The sequence below is a fragment of the Myroides sp. TSA_177.3 genome, assembly GCF_052691955.1.
Genome location: NZ_JBQZGD010000011.1, coordinates 58,459 through 77,911 on the forward strand (window position 1 = coordinate 58,459; position 19,453 = coordinate 77,911).

Below are 19,453 nucleotides of genomic sequence, written 5' to 3' on the forward strand. Positions count from 1 at the left end.
AATACCTTGAGATTAGGACTAAAAAAGAGTGAAATTGAAATAGTGTTAAAACACTTTGGAATGTGTTGTTTTTACGCGGTTTTTTTTAAAGATTAGAAAGGAAAATAGGTCGAAAAATAGAGATGAAGGAATGATAAAAACATACTTTTTTGGTTTTTGGGAAGAATACTAAGGTTAAATTACGATTATCATTTTAATATCTTAAAATATGAAATATATAGCTAATCTTTTATATTAATTGAAATGTATAATCATATAAATCGTACGAAGTGTTTAAAAACGTATTAAATATTAATAAAAAGTTCTATTTTTAAGCAGCTAACAAAACGATTGAGAAATGACAACAGAAGATTCTAATTTTGACAGAATCAAGTTCGGTCCGTATAGAGATCGAATCCTAACTGCAGAAAAAGCAGCCTTATTAATTCACGATAAAGCCATTGTAGGAGCTAGTGGATTTACCAAAGCAGGAGATAGTAAATCTGTTTTACCTGCTTTTGCTCAAAGAGCAGCCAATGAAAAAGTAGCTATTACCTTAATTACAGGGGCTTCTTTAGGGCAAACAACAGATGCCGATTTGGCGAAAAACAACGCTTTAATCCGAAGAATGCCCTTTCAGGCTGATTCTGATTTAAGGCATGCAATTAATAGCGGTCAGGTGAAGTATATTGACCAACATTTAAGCGAAACAATTGAACAATTACAAGAAAAACATATTCCACAAGTCGAAATTGCGATTATTGAAGCTACTTATATTAATGAAGAAGGTTTTATAATCCCAACAACATCGATTGGAAACTCTGCTTATTTTGCCAGCGTAGCTAAAAAGATTATCATTGAAATCAATACGGCTATTCCGTTAAGTGTTGAAGGTATTCACGATAATAGCGTGCCAATTAAGCAACCGCGAAGAGAAATGATTCCAATTCATACAGTAAAAGATCGCATTGGAGAATCTTTTATCCGTTTAGATCCGGATCGTGTCGTGGCAGTAGTGTTCTCAAGCATTGAAGATACACCTGCAATTTTACCTGAACCAGATGTGAAAACAACTGCGATTTCAACTCATTTATTGAACTTCTTTGAAGCTGAGGTGAAAAAAGGAAATCTAACAGAAGCTTTGTTGCCTTTGCAGGCTGGTATTGGTAAAGTAGCTAATGCAGTATTGACAGGATTTATTGATGGTCCATTTAAAGACCTAACGATGTATTCAGAAGTATTGCAAGATAGTACGTTTGATTTGATTGATTCAGGAAAAATGATTTTTGCCTCAGGGTCGTCAATTACAGTGACAGAAGCCTGCTATGAAAAAATCATCAACAACTTCGATCAATATAAAGATAAATTAGTATTGCGTCCTCAGAACATCAGTAATGCCCCTGAGGTAATCAGAAGGTTAGGGATTATCGCAATCAATACAGCAATTGAATTTGATATTTACGGAAACGTAAACTCTACGCATATCAGTGGAAGTAAAATGATGAACGGTATTGGTGGATCTGGAGATTTTGCGCGAAATGCATATTTGAGTATTTTCGTAACACAAGCAGCATCAAAAGAAAACAAGATTTCACACGTGTTGCCGATGGTATCCCATGTGGATCATACGGAACACGATGTAGATATTTTAGTTACGGATCAAGGTTTAGCGGATTTACGCGGGTTATCTCCTCGTGAGCGTGCTGAGGTAATTATTGAAAATTGCGTGCATCCAGACTACAAAGAAGAATTAAGAGATTACTTTGAACGAGCGAAAGAATTAGGAGGACATACTCCTCATATTTTGGAAGAAGCGTTCAAATTTCATACACGTCTAAAACAAACAGGTTCTATGAAACCATAGCCATTAAAATCTCTACACTAGTTGTAGAGATTTTTTTTTCTTCTACGCGATTTCCCAATCTTTAAGCCGTACTTTTTATTATCTTAGCAGTAAAATGTATAGGACGTATAAAAATGAAAGAAGTTAGAATTGTTGGAGTACCAGAACACTTTAATTTACCTTGGCATTTATGCCTAGAAAATGGAGAGTTTAATGCAATTGGAATTGATTTACAATGGACAGACATTCCAGAAGGTACAGGTAAAATGTGCCAGATGTTGCGTCAAGAGGAAACCGATTTAGCTATCATTTTATCGGAGGGAATTATCAAAGATATTTCAGCTGGTAATGAAACTTCAATTATACAAGAATATGTAGCTTCTCCGTTATTATGGGGAATTCATGTAGCTGCTGATTCACCTTTTCAATCTATTGCCGATTTAGAGCACAAACGAATCGCTATTAGCCGATTGGGATCAGGCTCTCATTTAATGGCTATTGTACATGCCAAACAGATGAATTGGGATTTAGAGAAGCTAACGTTTGTCATTGTCGATACGTTAGATAAAGCCGTTGTTGCGTTGCAAAATAAAGAAGCTGATTATTTTATGTGGGAGCGCTTTATGACACAGCCTTTGGTAGATCAAAACGTATTCAGACGAATTGGAGAATGTCCAACACCATGGCCTTCTTTTGTTTTGGTTGGTCGTCGTGCGTTTGTTCAACAGAACCGTGCTTTAGTAGATAATTTATTAGAAGTCATCAATGCTACAACCTCAGAATTTAAACTTATTCCGAGTATTGATCGAACATTAGCAGAACGCTACAATCAAAAAGTAGAGGATATTCAGGATTGGTTGTCTTTAACACGTTGGTCGCAAAGGCAATTATCTAAAGTAAATTACAATAAGATACAACAGCAATTAGTCGATCTACAGTTGATCGATACACCCAAGCAATACGAAGATATTAAAATGTAATTTTTTCTGATTTACAGATGGACAATCAAGAAGTACAAATTATTAAAAAGAAAAAGAAATGGTATGAGTACCTGAGAATTCCTTCTCCATGGGACTATATCATAATTTTTATATTGAATGTACTCTTAACGGTTCCTATCTTTATTATTGTGCATCAAAATATAATCGATCCAGAATGGCCATATCATTTGGATCGTATTTTGCTTTGTATCGTAATATTAGCGGTTTTTCAGTTTATTCTGTATAAACTGAAATCCATCTTGTTTATCTGTATCTTGGCCTATTTGGGAATCTTTTTCATCGGTACTTCACATGAAGATTATGATCTGGAATCCATTTTTGATGATTATCGCGTGATGATTTATGCCATGGCAAGTACGCAAAATCCACAGGATTTAATTATATCTAAACTTCTGCCTTTTCCCAATAAATCTAAAGTGATTAAGGCGATTGAGTATGATAATCCCAAAGTTCGAAACTTTGCTTTATTAGCTACAACAAAGAATTTCTCTAAAGTACAAGGATATGGAGAATATAGACAAATCATCCAGTGTTTAGCCATTTTTAAAGAAGTGCGTACGCGTTGGAATTATGTCAATGACCCCAAAGGACGAGAATATATTGCAACTGCTTCAGAATCGTTGATTCACTTTTCAGGAGATTGTGATGACTATTCCATCCTAATGGCTGCCTTGGTGCGTTCTATTGGAGGAACACCGCGCTTGATACACACCAAAGAGCATATGTACCCAGAGATGCTGATTGAAAATAAAGCACATTTAGAAAAAGTTATCTTCTTGATTAAAGAGGTGCTTTTTGTGGAAGAGAGTAAAGGGAAAGAAGTACATTATCACGTCGATGAACGCGGGCAAATCTGGTTGAATTTAGATTATACTGCACGTTATCCGGGTGGACCTTTTATGTCCGAAGAAATTTTAGGACAGCTGACTTTGAATTAAACGAAAGAAAATTAAATACAATGGATATTACAAATACAACAGCACTATATGCAGGAAGTATTTTTGGTGCTTTAGCTATTATATTTGGTGCTTTTGGCGCACATGCGTTAAAAAAACACATGGATACCGAGCGATTGGAAAGCTATGAAACAGGAGTGAGATATCAAATGTATCATGCTATTTTACTTTTGGTTATTGGTATACTGCCTCAACGCGAATACACTTATTATGCAACGAATCTTATTATCATTGGAGTGATTCTATTTTCCTTTAGTATTTATGGACTTGTATTAAGTGCAACCTTTGGGAAAAAAATAAAAATACTAGGACCTATTACGCCTATAGGAGGATTAGCATTAGTTGCAGGGTGGATAATGTTGTTTATAGCCTTTTTGTCTTTGTAATTCTAGTTAAATAAGGTTAATTTTGTGTATTAAATGAAATGCTATGAAAAAACATTTACAATTACTACTGCTTGGAATAGCCGTAGTATTTACTGCTTGTAATTCGAATACACAATTTGAAATAGAAGGGACTTTGGCTCATGTACCTGATGGAGAGATGATTTACTTAAACAAAGTGGCGGAAACTGATGCAAATGAATTAATCAAGTTGGATTCTATTGTAGTGCAAAATGAAGGGTTTAAGTTTGTTGGTAAAATAGAACAACCTACTTTAGGCTTTTTAACTTTTCGCGATCAAAAAGGAAGAATTCCTTTGTTTATTGAAAACGGAAAAACGCAGGTTACCATCGATCAAGATAACTTCACTTCTTTTGCATTAAAAGGAACGCTTAACAATGAAACATTAAGTGAATTTGAACGAAATTTGAGCTTGTATAAGTACAATATCCTTACCTATCAAGGACAGCAGCAACAAGTTTACATGGAAGCCATGCAACAAAAGGATGAGGCTAAAATGCAACAAATCTTACTGGGATTTAAAAAGCTACAAGAAGATGAACAGCTTTTTATTTCGAATTACTTAAGTCAACATCAAACGTCTCTAACTGCTCTTTACTATTTGTATTTTACAAGTAAAGAAGATATATCTCAACTAAAAATGGTATATGATAACCTTTCAGAAACAGATAAAAAATCAAACTTAGCGCAATTAGTAGCAGAAAAAATAAAGTAAATTTCTTTATCTAAAATAAAAAAACAAGCCCTACAATTTTTGTTGTAGGGCTTGTTTTTTATAGAGCATCTAAGATTATTTTGAGTAAGAATAGGACGGATAAGACATACAGTGTCGGACTCACATCCTTGTGTTGTCGAGTTCCTACTTTAAAAAGGGTAAAACTCAACATTCCAAATACAATTCCTTCCGCAATACTATAGGTGAAGGGCATAAAAACAATGGTGATAAATGCAGGTAGCGCTTCTGAAAAGTCAGAAAAATCAATATTGACTACTGAGCTAATCATAAATAGCCCCACAATAACTAAAGCGGGTGCTGTTGCAGCCGCAGGAATAATTAAAAACAAAGGTGCAAGGAAAATAGACAAAGCAAACATACAAGCCACACTAACGGCAGTTAATCCTGTTCGTCCACCTGAGGCAACTCCCGATGCACTTTCAACATATGAAGTAACCGAACTAGTTCCTAAAACTGCACCAAAAGTCGTTCCTATAGCATCTGTTAGCAATGCTTTTTTCATTTGTGGAAAATTGCCGTTTTTATCCGCGATTCCTGTTTTGGAAACAACGCCAATCAACGTCCCAATTGTATCGAATAGGTTGACAAATAAAAAGGTAAAAACCACAATAACCATATCAATCGAGAACACACTAGAAGCTGATTCGGGTGAAAATAAGAAGGATATTGCTTTTCCAAAAGTAGGCTCCATTGACGGTGGGGCTGTAATTAAACTTGTTGGAAAATGAACATCGCCTAAGAGTACACCGAAAAAAGTCGCCACTACAATTCCAATGAGAATTGAACCATTGACATTTTTGATCAACAAAATCCCTGTGACCAAAAGTCCGGCTAAAGCAATCCAAACACTGTGTTGGCTAAAATCGCCCAAGGTTACTAATGTATTGGGATTACTAACCACAATACCTGCACTTTTTAAACCAATTAAGGTAATAAAAAGCCCAATTCCAACAGGAATGGCTTCTTTTAGCACTTTCGGTATATTGTTGACAATAAGTTCTCGGATATTGAAAATCGTCAGTACAAGAAAGATTAACCCCGCTAGAAATACCCCTGTTAGAGCAAATTCCCAGCTATAGCCCATTGTCAGTACTACTGTGTAGGCAAAAAAGCTATTCAGTCCCATACCTGGAGCTTGTGCGATAGGCAATTTTGCCATGAATCCCATCAATAGTGTTGCACATACCGTAGCAAGTGCTGTTGCCATGAATACGGCTTGCTTATCCATTCCTGCATCCGCAAGAATATTGGGATTAACAACCAAAATATAAGACATCGTTAAGAATGTAATCACCCCAGCCATCATTTCTTTTTTGATGCTGGTATTGTGTTTACTTAACTGAAAGTAATTTTCTAAAAAGGTTTTCATTGTGTTGTTGAATTAGCAAGCAAAAGTAATGAGTTTGAATGAAAAAGTAACATCAAAAAACAAGAGCAAGTGCAATAAGCCTAGATGGTGATGACTAATCGAGTTCCAGGATCCATCGGTTTGTTCCATACTTGTTCAATTGCCTCTAAAGGATGTACTTCCGTCTGAATATGCAATTTTCCTTGTGCTGCTAATAAAAACATCTCCGGTAAAATAACTTTGTTGAAGACAATGAGTTCTTCTTTGGTTAAACTACCAAAACCAGATCCCATCAATTGAATATCTGTGCTGCGTAGAATTGCAGAAGTTAGTTGAATCTCTTTTCCAGCCATATCTCCAGCTGTTACAATCTTAACCGTTGACGCCAAATGATGGATGTCGTTGCCTTTGAAGGCATTTAAAATAGCTTGGAAGGGTTTACCCCATAGGTAATCAATCACTACATCAATAGGAGTCTGTTGGTGAATGGCTTGTATTTGAGCAGTTAGTTTTTCTTCATTATCCGGTAAAACAAGAGTTTGTGTTGCACCATAGGCTTTTAATTGCTCTAATACCGCTTGATTTCGACCGGTAACAATGATTTCTTTTGCCCCATAGTGTTTGGCAATTTGTACCCCAACTTGTCCTGTTACTCCAGTAGCTCCGTTGAACAATACATTTTGACCTTCTTGTAATCTAGCGCGAATAATTAAAGGCATTGCAGAACCTAAAATGGCATTAGGTAAAGCTGCTGCTTTCGCATCGTCTAAGTTTTGAGGAACAGGGGTATAGTTCCCAGAAATAATCGCTTTTTCAGCAATCATACCCGTAATTCCTTGTCCATATACTTTTGTTCCATCTTCTAAGTAACCAACCCCATCATTGCCTACAACTGCGGGTAAATCTACATAGCTCGCATAGTGTTTACCACTTACTCGCGCTTTGTCTAAATTTTTTACTGCAGCGGCTGTAACGCGTAGTAGGTGTTGGCCTTCTTGTTGTACAACAGGCTCTACTATTTCTCCAAATTTAGGTACTTGACCTAGTTCATATAAAATGGCTCCTTTCATGAGAATCTTCTTTTGCGAGATAAAAATACGATTTTTAAAAGTAGGAGAGGGAATTGAGGCAAATTAAAAAGGAAGAAGAATAAAGCTGTTAAATAATGCTAAATCACATCAAAACAATAGAACAGCAGATTACATAAAATGAGATTAATATGTATCTTTGTTTTTTTGCACAAAATTATGTCTAAAGTAGAAGATTTTATTGAAGTTTTAGGGGCTAGAGTTCACAATCTAAAAAATATAGATATCCGTATTCCACGAGAGAAACTCGTTGTGATTACTGGATTGTCGGGCTCTGGTAAGTCATCCTTGGCTTTCGATACAATATATGCAGAAGGTCAACGTCGGTATATCGAGACGTTTTCCGCCTATGCCAGACAGTTTTTAGGCGGTTTAGAACGACCAGATGTAGATAAAATTGATGGATTGTCACCTGTAATTGCCATTGAACAAAAAACCACCAATCGCAGTCCGAGATCAACCGTAGGAACGATTACGGAAATTTATGACTTTTTGCGTTTGCTTTATGCTAGAGCAGCAGAAGCCTATAGTTATAATACAGGCGAGAAAATGGTGAGCTATACGGATAGTCAAATTCAAGAATTGATTCTCCAAGATTATGCAGGTAAAAAAATTAATATTCTTGCTCCTGTTGTACGCTCAAGAAAAGGACACTATCGCGAATTGTTTGAGCAAATTGCCAAACAAGGGTTTTTGAAAGTGCGCCTTGATGGAGAAATCAAAGATTTAGAATATGGAATGAAGGCGGATCGTTACAAAACCCATGATATTGAAATTGTAATTGATCGCTTGCCCATTGATGATAAGGAACAAACGGCACAACGCTTGGCAGAAAGTATCCAGACCGCCATGTATCACGGTGATGATACCATTGTAATCCTGGATCAAGAAACCCAAGAAGTCCGCTTTTTTAGCCGTCACTTGATGTGTCCAACGTCAGGGATTTCTTATGCTAAACCTGAACCCAATAATTTTTCATTCAACTCTCCGAAAGGAGCTTGTGAAGTGTGTAATGGATTAGGAACTGTACATGAAATCAATTACCACAAAGTGATTCCTGATGCAGCTATTTCAATTAAAAAAGGTGGTTTAGCTCCACTTGGACCGGAGAAGAGCACTTGGATTTTCAAGCAATTGGAAATCATTGCACAACGCTATAATTTTAAATTAGCAGATGCAATTCAGGATATTCCCAAAGAAGCCATGGAGGTGATTCTCAACGGTGGACAGGATAGCTTTACAGTAGAACACAAAGTAGCTGGTATTTCTAAGAATTATAAAATTGATTTTGAGGGAATTAATAATTTCATTAAAAATCAGTTTGAAGAAAGTGAAACAGCATCAATCAAGCGTTGGGCAAAAGAATACATGGATGAAATTGATTGTCCATCATGTAATGGAACACGCTTGAGAAAAGAAGCATTGTATTTTAGAATTGCAGAAAAGAATATAGGCGAATTAATCCAAATGGATATTGAACATTTGATTGCTTGGTTCGCTGATATATCCGATAAACTTTCGGACAAACAAAGAAGTATTGCCGAGGAAATCTTAAAAGAAATCAATACGCGATTGTCGTTCTTGAAAGATGTTGGATTGACTTACTTATCGTTAAATCGTAGTTCAAGAACGCTATCGGGAGGTGAAGCACAGCGTATTCGCTTAGCTACGCAAATTGGTTCACAGTTGGTAGGTGTACTTTATATCTTAGATGAACCAAGTATTGGTTTGCATCAAAGGGATAATGAACGCTTAATCAAATCGCTGGAGTCTTTGCGTGATATTGGAAACTCTGTCCTTGTGGTGGAGCATGATAAGGATATGATTGAACGTGCGGATTACGTGATTGACATCGGGCCTTATGCAGGAAAAAGAGGAGGGCAAATCATCAGTACAGGTACGCCTCAGGAATTGTTGAAAGAACACACCCTTACGGCACAGTATTTGAATGGTGAATTAGAGATTGCGGTTCCTACTGAACGAAGAAAAGGCAATGGAAAGTCTATCAAGTTAGAAGGAGCAACTGGAAATAATTTAAAAAATGTTACCATTGAGATTCCACTAGGAACCTTAACTTGTGTTACAGGTGTTTCAGGATCAGGGAAATCAACCTTGATTAACGGAACATTATATCCGATTTTAAATAATCACTTTTTCAATGCAGTGGCTAAGCCTCAACCGTATAAAAAAATTAGCGGTTTAGAACACATTGACAAAGTAATTGGCATCGATCAAAGTCCGATTGGACGAACACCGCGATCAAATCCAGCGACGTATACTGAAGTGTTTTCTGATATTCGAAATCTGTTTGCGCAAACAACAGAAGCTTCGATACGAGGGTATAAACCAGGTCGATTTAGTTTCAATGTGAGTGGTGGACGTTGTGATACTTGTGAAGGATCAGGAGTTCGCACCATAGAAATGGGCTTTTTACCAGATGTATATGTAGAATGTGAAACTTGTCAAGGAAAGCGATTTAATCGAGAAACATTGGAAATTCGCTACAAAGGGAAGTCGATTTCAGATGTATTGGAAATGACGGTAGCGGATGCAACGGAGTTTTTTGAAAATATTCCAAAAATTTACCGCAAATTGAAAACGATTAATGATGTGGGATTGGGCTATATTACGCTTGGGCAACAAAGTACAACTTTGTCAGGAGGAGAAGCACAACGTATCAAATTAGCGACAGAGCTCTCTAAAAAAGATACAGGTAATACATTTTATATCTTAGATGAGCCTACTACAGGATTGCACTTTGAAGATATTCGCGTCTTGATGGAAGTAATCAATACGTTGGTAGAAAAAGGAAACACAGTGTTGATTATTGAGCACAATCTAGATGTAATTAAGTTAGCAGATTATATTATTGATATTGGATATGAAGGTGGAGCGAATGGAGGAGAAGTATTGGCGAAGGGAACACCAGAACAAATAAGTAAAGTAAAGAAGAGCTATACGGCTCACTTTTTAAAAAACGAACTTAAAAAATGATTGAGTTATGAAAGAAATTGTAGGCAATGAAGAGGAGAAAATCCAAGAAAAATTCAAGCAAAAGTCTTGGACAGAAATAAAAACGAATGATTCGTGGGGGATTTTTAAAATCATGTCTGAGTTTGTTAATGGATATGAGAAAATGGGACGTATCGGTCCATGTATTTCTATCTTTGGTTCAGCTAGAACAAAAAAAGAAGATCCATACTATAAATTAGCAGAAGAAATTGCATTCAAAGTTAGTAAAGCTGGCTATGGTGTTATTACTGGGGGAGGACCTGGTATTATGGAAGCTGGTAATAAAGGAGCACACTTAGGACAAGGTGTTTCAGTGGGATTGAATATTGAATTACCTTTTGAACAACACTTTAACCCTTATATTGACAGCGATAAAAATATTCAGTTTGACTATTTCTTCGTGCGTAAAGTTATGTTTGTCAAGTATTCTCAAGGGTTTGTTGTAATGCCTGGAGGATTTGGAACATTAGATGAATTGTTTGAAGCAATTACTTTAATCCAAACGAAGAAAATCGCTAAGTTTCCAATTATTTTAGTGGGAACAGATTTTTGGGGAGGTATGTTAGAGTGGGTTAAAAATGTACTATTGGCTAAATATTCAACTATTTCTCCAGAAGACATGAATTTGATCCAATTGGTTGATACAGCAGACGAAGTAGTAGAGCGTATTGATGCTTTCTACAAAAAGTATACGCTAAAACCAAATTTCTAAAAATAGAAGTAGAAGTATCATAAATAAAAAAATCCAGCACCTAGGTGCTGGATTTTTTTTATAATAATTGTTTGCAATTATCTTAATTCCAATTGCACTACATTTTCTACGTGATGCGTCTGTGGAAACATATCTACAGGACGAACTTTTGTTACTTTGTATTTGGCGTCTAATAAAGCTAAATCTCTTGCTTGAGTCGCTGAATTACAACTTACATACACAATGCGTTTAGGCGCTACTTTTAAAAGCATATCTACCACATCTTTGTGCATTCCATCTCGCGGTGGATCGGTAATGATTACGTCTGGATGGCCATGTGTAGCGATGAACTCATCATTGAATACATTTTTCATGTCTCCCACAAAGAAATCACAGTTGGTTATTCCGTTGCGTTCTGCATTGATTTTAGCATCTGCAATTGCTTCTGGTACAGCCTCAACACCCACAACTTTTTTCGCTTTTTTTGAAACGAATTGCGCAATTGTTCCTGTTCCTGTATATAAATCGAATACGAGTTCATTTCCTGTTAACTCAGCATAATCGCGTGTAATCTTATACAATTCATACGCCTGATCGGAATTGGTTTGATAGAACGATTTAGCATTGATACTGAATTTCAAACCTTCCATCTCCTCTAAGATGTAATCACGTCCTTTGTATAAAACAACGTCTTGGTCATAGATGGTATCATTAGCCTTGCCATTTACCACATATTGTAATGAAGTAATTTCTGGGAAAGTTACAGCTAAATGATCCATAAGCAATTCTCTTTCTTCTTGATTATCATAGAAAAATTGAATCATAACCATGATTTCTCCAATTGAGCTTGTGCGAATCATTAAGGTACGCAATAAGCCTTCTTGTTCTCTTGGGTTAAAGAAAGATAGGTTATTTGCATTAGCAAATGTTCGAATCTCATTGCGAATCGCATTAGACGGATCTTGTTGTAAATGACATTTTTGAATGTCTAAAATTTTATCCCACATTTTAGGGATGTGAAAGCCCAAGGCATTTTCTTTGCCAATCTCGTCTCCACTAGCAATTTCTTCTGGTGTTAACCAACGAGCATTAGAGAAAGAAAACTCCATTTTATTTCTGTAAAACAGCGTTTTTTCAGAACCCAAAATAGGCTCAAATTCAGGTAGTTCAATTTTACCAATGCGTTTAAGGTTATTTTGAACTTCTTGATTTTTGTAAAACAACTGTTGCTCATAAGACATATTTTGCCACTTACAGCCTCCGCAAGCACCGAAATGTTGACACACGGGTTCAATACGGTTTTTAGAATAGCTGTGAATTTTTATAGCCAACCCTTCATAATACGCTTTGCGTTTTTTAACGGTTTGGATATCAACAACATCTCCTGGAACAACATTGGGAATAAAAATAACTTTCCCGTCAGGAGCTTTAGCTACCGAAACGCCTTTTGCACCTGCATCAAGGACTTCTACGTTTTCGAATACGATTCTTTCTGTTCTCTTTCTTTTCATGCCACAAAAATAGCTTTAATTTCTTTTCACCGCATTTTTTTAGTCTTTTCTAATGGAAGTTTTATTTTGGTTTAAATTATTGAATTACAGTTTGTTGTGATTGTTTTTAAAAGCGGGGGTGTAATTTATACTAATTCTATTTAAGGAAGAGAAACCTATAGTAATTAATAGTAAAGGCAAAAGGAAATATGTCCTAGTTCTATTTCTTTTTTTTGGTTAATTTGGTAAAGGTTATAGTGAAAAATCACGCTTGACCGATCAGGGAGAATCAGTTGCAAAGGAGTAGGTATACATGAAGTCAACGGATTGTAAATAAATTGTGTGTTTTAACAAAAATATAATAACAATTACCCAAATAAATCGCAATTATGGATTGATTTAATCTAGGGTATTCCTTAAATTTACTAAAAAGAAAGTAATTATGAGTAACCTTATAAGAAAGATAGGGGTTTTAACTTCTGGGGGAGATGCTCCTGGAATGAACGCAGCAATCAGAGCGATTGTTCGTACATGTTCTTACCACGATGTAATGTGTGTAGGGGTATTTAGAGGATTTCAAGGATTAGTAGAAGGAGATTTTGAAGTATTAGGTCCTCGTGATGTCAACTATATCATTAACAAAGGAGGAACCATTTTAAAAACAGCGCGCAGTGCTGCATTTAGAACAGAGGAAGGAAGAAAAACCGCCTATGAAAATCTGAAAAACGCTCAAATCGATGCCTTGATTGTTATTGGTGGTGATGGTAGTTTTACTGGTGCAATGCTATTGAGTAAAGAATTTGATATCCCAGTGATGGGAATTCCAGGTACTATTGATAATGATATCAATGGTACAAGCCATACAATTGGTTTCGATACAGCCTTGAATACGGTGGTAGATGCCGTAGATAAAATCAGAGATACCGCAAGTTCACATAAGAGACTCTTTTTTGTTGAGGTTATGGGACGTGATGCCGGACATATTGCGTTGAATGCTGGAATCGGAGCAGGAGCAGAGGAAATTATCATTCCAGAAGAAAATTTAGGCTTAGAACGTTTATTAGAATCGTTGAAGAAAAGCAAATTATCTGGAAAATCATCGAGTATCGTTATTGTTGCGGAAGGTGAAAAACTAGGGAAAAACGTTTTTGAACTAGGAGAATATGTGGAAGAACACCTACCGGAATATGAGGTTCGTGTATCCGTTTTAGGACACATGCAAAGAGGTGGAGCTCCTTCGTGTTTTGATCGTGTTTTAGCAAGTCGATTGAGTGTAAAGGCGGTTGAAACGCTATTAGAAGGAGGAAAGAATTTTATGGTTGGATTAATCAATGATCAAGTTGCATTAACTCCTTTAGAAAATATCGTAAAAGGACATACAGCAGTAGATGCGGAACTATTACGAGTATCAGATATAATTACAATTTAAGTATAGAATTAAATAAAAAAGCAAATATGAAAACAAGAGTAGGTATCAATGGTTTTGGACGTATCGGACGTTTAATGCTAAGAGAAGCGGTAAAGAGAAACGACATCGAGATTGTTGCAGTTAATGATTTAATGGCTGTTGAACAACTAGCTTATTTAATCAAATACGATTCTGTACATGGTCGTTTTGATGGAACTGTGGAAGTTGTGGATGGGCATTTAATTGTCAACGGAAAAGAAATCCGCGTTACAGCTGAACGCGATCCATTGTTGCTGAAATGGGATGAGGTAAAAGTAGATGTTGTAGCAGATTGTACAGGGGTATTTAAAGATTTAGCAGGTGCACAGCAGCATATTGATGCAGGTGCAAAAAAAGTGCTAATTTCTTCTCCGTCGCCAGATGCTCCAATGTATGTGATGGGAGTAAATGAAAAGCAATTAAAACCAACAGATACAATTGTTTCGAATGCTTCTTGTACAACAAACTGTTTGGCACCTTTAGCTAAAGTATTGAATGATTCATTTGGTATTGTAGAAGGGTTGATGACAACGATTCACGCAGCAACAGCAACACAATACACTGTAGATGGACCTTCTAAAAAAGATTTTAGAGGAGGACGTTCTGCTTTAGTAAATATTATTCCAGCTTCTACAGGAGCAGCAAAAGCAGTAGGAAAAGTTATTCCTGAGCTAAAAGGGAAAATTACAGGAATGTCGATGCGTGTACCAACAGCTGACGTTTCAGTAGTGGATTTAACTGTAAAACTAGCGAAATCAACAACCTATGAAAATGTAATGGCGGTGTTGAAACAAGCAAGTGAAAATGAATTAAAAGGAATTATGGCATTTGTTGAAGATGATGTAGTTTCTCAAGATTTCGTTTCAGATCCACATACGTGTATTATAGATGCTAAAGCAGGTATTGCTTTGAATGAAACTTTTTATAAATTCGTTGCTTGGTACGATAATGAATATGGTTATGCTGCTAAAATGGTAGATATGGCTGTATTGTTAACTACAGTAAAGTAATATAACAAAGCAAATGAAAATAATCGTCGATAGCGGTTCTACAAAAGCAGATTGGATCTTTTTTGATCAAGATAATAAAGTGATAACTTCGGTGACAAGCCTCGGGCTTAATCCCGAAGTTATTACATTAGAGGAGTTCCATACTCGGGTAAATACAGTTCCTGATATTGCCAAAAACAAGGATAAAGTAACGGAATTGTACTTCTATGGATCGGGTTGTGGCTCGAATCGAAGTAAAACAACCGTTCGCGATTTTTTTACCTCGTATTTTATCAACTGTCAATCAATTAACGTGCATGAAGATACTTATGCAGCCGTTTATGCAACAGTTGGGAAGAGTGAAAAAGGAATTGTTTGCATCAATGGAACGGGCTCTAATGTCTCTTATTACGATGGAACAGTTATTCATCAAAAAGTGGAATCGTTAGGCTATATGGCTATGGATGATTGCAGTGGAAGTGCTTTAGGACGATTGATGATTAAAGCGTTGTTTTTAAACTATATGCCAGTTGAATTAGCGAAGAAGTTTACACAGAAGTACGATTTAGATGCAGATGTGGTGAAGTATAACTTCTATAAAAAAGAAAACCCAAATGCGTATTTAGCTTCTTTTCTTCCTTTTTTAATTGAACACAAGGATCATCCTTTTTTTCAAGCGATGATTGAAGAACAGGTGGTCTTTTTTGTAGAACACTACATTAAAAGCCATCCAGAATCGAGTAGTGTACCCGTACATTTTGTAGGATCAGTGGCTTATTTTCTACAAGATGAGTTTAAAGCAGTTTTGCATAAGCATGGAATTACAATTGGAAAAATCATTCAAAAACCACTGGATGGATTAATCGATTATCACAAATAACAAAATATGGAAATAGCAATAATTGCCCATGATGGTAAAAAAGATGAAATGCTGGCGTTTATTCAGAAAAACCGCGCCATTTTATCAAGAGAAGGCATTGAGTTAATTGCCACTGGAACAACAGGTGGAATTGCACAAAAAGAAGGGTTTGAAGTATTGCGTATGCTATCTGGACCATTAGGTGGGGATGCTCAAATTGCAGCTCGTGTTGCAGAAGGGAAGACTAATATGGTCTTGTTCTTTAAAGATCCTCTTGGGAAACATGCACATGAACCGGATATCAATATGTTGCTTCGCGTTTGTGACGTACACAATGTTCCTTTAGCAACGAATGAAGCTAGTGCTCAGTTGCTTTTGCATGCGATAGAATAGTTAACAGTTAACTGTAAACCAAAAGAGGGTGTCCCAATCAGGACACCCTCTTTTGTTATTTTGTAGCAATCATTGAAATTTCAACGTTTACGTTACGTGGTAATTTTACGACTTGAATGCATTCTCTTGCTGGTGCAGTTTCTGCTTGAAAAAAGCTACCATATATTTCATTTACTTTAGCAAAATCATTCATATCAGTTAAGAAAATTGTTGCTTTAACTACGTTTTCAAACGTCATGCCTGCTGCTGTTAGAATAGCTTTTAAATTCGCCATTACTTGTTTCGCTTCATCTTCAATACCAGTTGTAACTAATGTTTCAGTGGCTTGGTTAAATGGAATTTGACCAGAGATGAAAAGTAAATCACCTACTAATACAGAATGATTATAAGGACCAATAGGTTTAGGTGCTTGATCAGAATTTATGATTGTTTTTTTCATGCTTATATTGAATTAAAAATAGCGTTTATCCGGTGCTTTTCGTTTTTCCCACTTGATATCACTTAACATCGATGATTTAATTCCGATGAAGAAGCCCCAACTCGTATACGTTCCAATCGGAACCCAAGTGAAGTCCATACGCCAGCTCAATAAATCTCGTTCAAAGCGGAATTGAGTAAAGGTAACTCCTTTTTGTACAAAGTCATAACCTGAAGAAAACCCGACCTTCCAGCGCGGAGTAAGTTCTATATTTCCAGACATCATCACTGAGTTATTGGAAATCTCATTTTGACGGGATGAGTTATTGTAGGTTAGGGAATAGGCAAAGGTTAAGTCCCACGGAATCTTAGCGTTGTAAAACCCTTCAAAAGGACGGTCTTCTTTTTTGTTGTCAAACATACTTTGACGATTATCTCCTAGATTTCCTGCTTGACCAAATAAATCATCACCACGTCCACCATTGTCAATTGAGTTTTGGTTGGGATTCTCTCTGTTGCCGAATAAAGGATCATTACTGTTCAATGACCAGTTCACCGTTACGTTTGCACTCGTTAGGCGGAATAAACTTCCTCCGTTGTTGATGTTGAAAACATCAATACGTTGATTGTTATTATTTAAGGCATAAGGGTCTAAAGTTGCCCCTACGTTAATCTGCATTTTATTATCAAAAAGAGTCGTTCCTGTAGAAACACGCATAGGGGCCCATTTAAGGGAGTCTGCAGACATGTTGTAGCTGGTGGAAAGGTTTAAGCTATTTAATAGCATTAACTTTCTGAATCCGTCTTTTTCCTCGTCGTCGCGTATCTTAGCTTCAAAGGTATTACTCAACGACATATTCAACATATTGGAGTTCATTCTACCTGGAGCGGAAAATAGCCCTCCTTGGAACCGCGTATACTCCTGCATTGTCGTTCCTGTTGCATCTATGCTATAGGTATCGTAATATTGGTCAAAACTAGGAGTATAAGAATATCCTACGCTTGGACGCATGACGTGGCGAATAGCTTGAATTTTACTGTCCTTACTAAAGTTAAATGTACCGTAAATGGTTGTTCCAATGTTAGAGCTAAAATTATAGGTACTAAAGCGATCAAACCCATTGACACGAATGTCTTCTACACGGTTTGTCTCAGGATTGTATTGTTTCTTTATGGTATTGAAAACCCAAGTTTCATTGTAGGTACCTCCTGCAGAAACAGAGAAGTATTTGAAAAGCTTAAAGTTTGTCGTAATCGGAATAGTGTGTTGAAAACCAGAATTCAAACTGTCAAACATTGGTTGTTTGAAGAAGTTATCTTCATGGATATCCACTCGGTTTTCTCCTCTTAAGTTATAAGAAAGGTTTAAGTTTTTGATTAACCCTTTTTTCGATCCATTTTTTGGAGCAAAAGGGAACATACGATCTACACTCGCTTGAAGTGTTGGTAAGGACATATTCACTCGACCTGTATTGGTTGATTGTGAATGTGTGGCAGAAAGCGACATATTAACTTGTGGTGTACTTTCAAAAGTCTTAGAATAACTGATGGAAGAGTTCATCGTATTGTTTAACGAGGCACCCACGTTGTAAGAGTTATTTGACTGTCTAAAATATTGGCCACTACCCATGTTAACCGAAGCAGAGAAACGCGAACCAGGATTTGATTTAGCATCTTGTGAATGGTTCCACTGTACGTTGTAGATGGTGCTTTTTTGGTAATCAGGAAGTCCTCGTTCACTGAATATGTTATTTTCATAACGAACTAATACACGTCCATTGTATTTATAGCGCTTGGCATAGTTGCTACTCGATCGCAAGGCCCAGCTACCATTGGTGTAATAATCCCCTTGCATCGTTAAATCTGCTCGATCACTTAATGCAAAGTAGTATCCTCCATTTTGCAAATAGTATCCTTGTTGGTTCGTTTCCCCCACACTTGGAATAATAAAACCTGATTCTGCTTTTTCCGACATAGGGAAGAAAGCAAAAGGCAATCCCAATGGAGTAGGTACATCAGCAATAACCATATTCGTAGGTCCAACGACTACCTTCTTATTCGGAACTAGCTTAACCTTTTTTGTTTTGAAGTAATATTCAGGATCATCTAAATCTTTGGCTGTAGTGAAAATTACATCCTCCATGAAATACACTGAGTCATTTTCTTTCTTCGTCATTCCAGATTTGATGTTGAACTCTCCTTGAGAAGTTCTAGACTGCCATACCAAAGCACGTTGTGACTTCGTGTTGTACACAATAGAGTCTGGCTCAACTATTTGTCCTCCTTGTTTGAAAACAGGAGCTTGGCTTAAATTACCTAAACTATCTTTGATACGACCTGCGTAAATCTGATTCTGTTCGTAATTGAATACAATAATCCCTGCAGTTAATTCAAAATCCTGGTATTTTATTTCCGCTTGGTTGTATAACGTAATCTGCTTTTTCTTTTGGTCTAGCTTATTGTAATCTTTTGCTTTGCGATAGACAATATCTTCTAAATACCCCTTGGCAGGTGGTTTAATACTATCCGTCGTATTCTTAATGGAAGGTAAAGAATCTTGGGTTGGGACAATAGTGTCCGTGTCTAAACCTGGTAATAGTTTAGAGTCTTTGTTGTTGACTTTCAGTGAAGTAGTTGTTTTGTTGAACTCTTGAGCTTTAACTCTAGGGAATGAAAATACCCCTAAAACGAACAAAACTATGACGATATTGAAAATATTAGTACGCAAATCTATGAATATGTGCTATTTTTGTAAAATCAAACCCGTTGTTTTTAACGTGTCAAACTTACATATATTTTT

Annotated in this window: 16 protein-coding genes; 11 read left to right on the forward strand and 5 right to left on the reverse strand. The window is 36.4% G+C overall.

The window, feature by feature from the left end; translation table 11 throughout:
- Window positions 1-337: 337 nt before the first annotated feature.
- From ACUTSE_RS11635 to ACUTSE_RS11655, 5 genes are all read left to right on the forward strand, one after another.
- Window positions 338-1,843, forward strand: a complete 1,506-nt coding sequence (locus ACUTSE_RS11635) for a succinate CoA transferase (RefSeq protein WP_445640340.1) — start codon at window positions 338-340, stop codon at window positions 1,841-1,843.
- A gap of 113 nt (window positions 1,844-1,956) precedes the next feature.
- The gene (locus tag ACUTSE_RS11640) at window positions 1,957-2,802 is read left to right on the forward strand and encodes a substrate-binding domain-containing protein (RefSeq protein WP_445640341.1); all 846 of its coding nucleotides are present in this window, start codon (window positions 1,957-1,959) and stop codon (window positions 2,800-2,802) included.
- Window positions 2,803-2,819: 17 nt separating this feature from the next.
- Complete coding sequence (locus tag ACUTSE_RS11645; RefSeq protein WP_445640342.1) at window positions 2,820-3,761, forward strand: transglutaminase domain-containing protein; 942 nt, start codon at window positions 2,820-2,822, stop codon at window positions 3,759-3,761.
- Window positions 3,762-3,781: 20 nt separating this feature from the next.
- Window positions 3,782-4,165, forward strand: a complete 384-nt coding sequence (locus ACUTSE_RS11650) for a DUF423 domain-containing protein (RefSeq protein ID WP_002991086.1) — start codon at window positions 3,782-3,784, stop codon at window positions 4,163-4,165.
- Between the two features lie 43 nt (window positions 4,166-4,208).
- Window positions 4,209-4,898 carry a DUF4369 domain-containing protein gene (locus tag ACUTSE_RS11655; protein ID WP_445640343.1) on the forward strand — a complete coding sequence of 230 codons (690 nt, stop codon included), beginning with the start codon at window positions 4,209-4,211 and terminating at the stop codon, window positions 4,896-4,898.
- A gap of 58 nt (window positions 4,899-4,956) precedes the next feature.
- Here ACUTSE_RS11655 and ACUTSE_RS11660 read toward each other — a convergent pair whose 3' ends face one another.
- On the reverse strand, window positions 4,957-6,288 hold the full coding sequence (locus tag ACUTSE_RS11660) for an NCS2 family permease (RefSeq protein ID WP_445640344.1): 1,332 nt from the start codon (window positions 6,286-6,288) through the stop codon (window positions 4,957-4,959).
- Window positions 6,289-6,368: 80 nt separating this feature from the next.
- Window positions 6,369-7,337 carry a quinone oxidoreductase family protein gene (locus ACUTSE_RS11665; protein ID WP_445640345.1) on the reverse strand — a complete coding sequence of 323 codons (969 nt, stop codon included), beginning with the start codon at window positions 7,335-7,337 and terminating at the stop codon, window positions 6,369-6,371.
- A 177-nt stretch (window positions 7,338-7,514) separates the two neighbouring features.
- Here ACUTSE_RS11665 and uvrA point away from each other — a divergent pair, with 177 nt between their 5' ends.
- A complete protein-coding gene (gene uvrA, locus ACUTSE_RS11670) occupies window positions 7,515-10,349 on the forward strand; it encodes an excinuclease ABC subunit UvrA (RefSeq protein ID WP_445640346.1) in 2,835 nt (944 codons plus the stop codon).
- 7 nt (window positions 10,350-10,356) lie between these two features.
- On the forward strand, window positions 10,357-11,079 hold the full coding sequence (locus tag ACUTSE_RS11675) for an LOG family protein (RefSeq protein WP_002991103.1): 723 nt from the start codon (window positions 10,357-10,359) through the stop codon (window positions 11,077-11,079).
- A 77-nt stretch (window positions 11,080-11,156) separates the two neighbouring features.
- On the opposite strand, the gene rlmD is transcribed toward ACUTSE_RS11675, so the two are convergent.
- On the reverse strand, window positions 11,157-12,569 hold the full coding sequence (rlmD, locus tag ACUTSE_RS11680) for a 23S rRNA (uracil(1939)-C(5))-methyltransferase RlmD (protein WP_445640347.1): 1,413 nt from the start codon (window positions 12,567-12,569) through the stop codon (window positions 11,157-11,159).
- Window positions 12,570-12,990: 421 nt separating this feature from the next.
- Between rlmD and pfkA the strand changes: the two genes are divergently transcribed.
- The 4 genes from pfkA to ACUTSE_RS11700 are packed head-to-tail and all read left to right on the forward strand — an operon-like array spanning window position 12,991 to window position 16,236.
- Complete coding sequence (gene pfkA, locus ACUTSE_RS11685; RefSeq protein WP_115089721.1) at window positions 12,991-13,977, forward strand: 6-phosphofructokinase; 987 nt, start codon at window positions 12,991-12,993, stop codon at window positions 13,975-13,977.
- A gap of 26 nt (window positions 13,978-14,003) precedes the next feature.
- Window positions 14,004-15,005: a type I glyceraldehyde-3-phosphate dehydrogenase gene (gene gap / locus ACUTSE_RS11690; RefSeq protein ID WP_445640348.1), complete on the forward strand. Its 1,002-nt coding sequence runs from the start codon at window positions 14,004-14,006 to the stop codon at window positions 15,003-15,005.
- Window positions 15,006-15,018: 13 nt separating this feature from the next.
- Window positions 15,019-15,864, forward strand: a complete 846-nt coding sequence (locus ACUTSE_RS11695) for a BadF/BadG/BcrA/BcrD ATPase family protein (RefSeq protein ID WP_445640349.1) — start codon at window positions 15,019-15,021, stop codon at window positions 15,862-15,864.
- A gap of 6 nt (window positions 15,865-15,870) precedes the next feature.
- The gene (locus ACUTSE_RS11700; RefSeq protein WP_002991118.1) at window positions 15,871-16,236 is read left to right on the forward strand and encodes a methylglyoxal synthase; all 366 of its coding nucleotides are present in this window, start codon (window positions 15,871-15,873) and stop codon (window positions 16,234-16,236) included.
- 55 nt (window positions 16,237-16,291) lie between these two features.
- On the opposite strand, the gene ACUTSE_RS11705 is transcribed toward ACUTSE_RS11700, so the two are convergent.
- Window positions 16,292-16,675, reverse strand: coding sequence for a RidA family protein (locus ACUTSE_RS11705; RefSeq protein WP_115089724.1), 384 nt, complete (start codon window positions 16,673-16,675; stop codon window positions 16,292-16,294).
- Between the two features lie 12 nt (window positions 16,676-16,687).
- Entirely contained in the window at window positions 16,688-19,381 is a 2,694-nt protein-coding gene (locus tag ACUTSE_RS11710; RefSeq protein WP_445640350.1) for a putative LPS assembly protein LptD, read from the reverse strand.
- Window positions 19,382-19,453 lie beyond the last annotated feature (72 nt).

What these genes read in the sequence shown, in the direction of transcription:
- ACUTSE_RS11675 (WP_002991103.1), top strand. Translation starts at nt 10,357, where the DNA reads ATGAAAGAAATTGTAGGCAATGAAGAGGAGAAAATCCAAGAAAAATTC.
- ACUTSE_RS11695 (WP_445640349.1), top strand. Translation starts at nt 15,019, where the DNA reads ATGAAAATAATCGTCGATAGCGGTTCTACAAAAGCAGATTGGATCTTT.
- ACUTSE_RS11660 (WP_445640344.1), bottom strand. Translation starts at nt 6,288, where the DNA reads ATGAAAACCTTTTTAGAAAATTACTTTCAGTTAAGTAAACACAATACC.
- gap (WP_445640348.1), top strand. Translation starts at nt 14,004, where the DNA reads ATGAAAACAAGAGTAGGTATCAATGGTTTTGGACGTATCGGACGTTTA.
- ACUTSE_RS11645 (WP_445640342.1), top strand. Translation starts at nt 2,820, where the DNA reads ATGGACAATCAAGAAGTACAAATTATTAAAAAGAAAAAGAAATGGTAT.
- ACUTSE_RS11640 (WP_445640341.1), top strand. Translation starts at nt 1,957, where the DNA reads ATGAAAGAAGTTAGAATTGTTGGAGTACCAGAACACTTTAATTTACCT.
- ACUTSE_RS11700 (WP_002991118.1), top strand. Translation starts at nt 15,871, where the DNA reads ATGGAAATAGCAATAATTGCCCATGATGGTAAAAAAGATGAAATGCTG.
- rlmD (WP_445640347.1), bottom strand. Translation starts at nt 12,569, where the DNA reads ATGAAAAGAAAGAGAACAGAAAGAATCGTATTCGAAAACGTAGAAGTC.
- uvrA (WP_445640346.1), top strand. Translation starts at nt 7,515, where the DNA reads ATGTCTAAAGTAGAAGATTTTATTGAAGTTTTAGGGGCTAGAGTTCAC.
- ACUTSE_RS11665 (WP_445640345.1), bottom strand. Translation starts at nt 7,337, where the DNA reads ATGAAAGGAGCCATTTTATATGAACTAGGTCAAGTACCTAAATTTGGA.
- pfkA (WP_115089721.1), top strand. Translation starts at nt 12,991, where the DNA reads ATGAGTAACCTTATAAGAAAGATAGGGGTTTTAACTTCTGGGGGAGAT.
- ACUTSE_RS11635 (WP_445640340.1), top strand. Translation starts at nt 338, where the DNA reads ATGACAACAGAAGATTCTAATTTTGACAGAATCAAGTTCGGTCCGTAT.
- ACUTSE_RS11655 (WP_445640343.1), top strand. Translation starts at nt 4,209, where the DNA reads ATGAAAAAACATTTACAATTACTACTGCTTGGAATAGCCGTAGTATTT.
- ACUTSE_RS11650 (WP_002991086.1), top strand. Translation starts at nt 3,782, where the DNA reads ATGGATATTACAAATACAACAGCACTATATGCAGGAAGTATTTTTGGT.
- ACUTSE_RS11705 (WP_115089724.1), bottom strand. Translation starts at nt 16,675, where the DNA reads ATGAAAAAAACAATCATAAATTCTGATCAAGCACCTAAACCTATTGGT.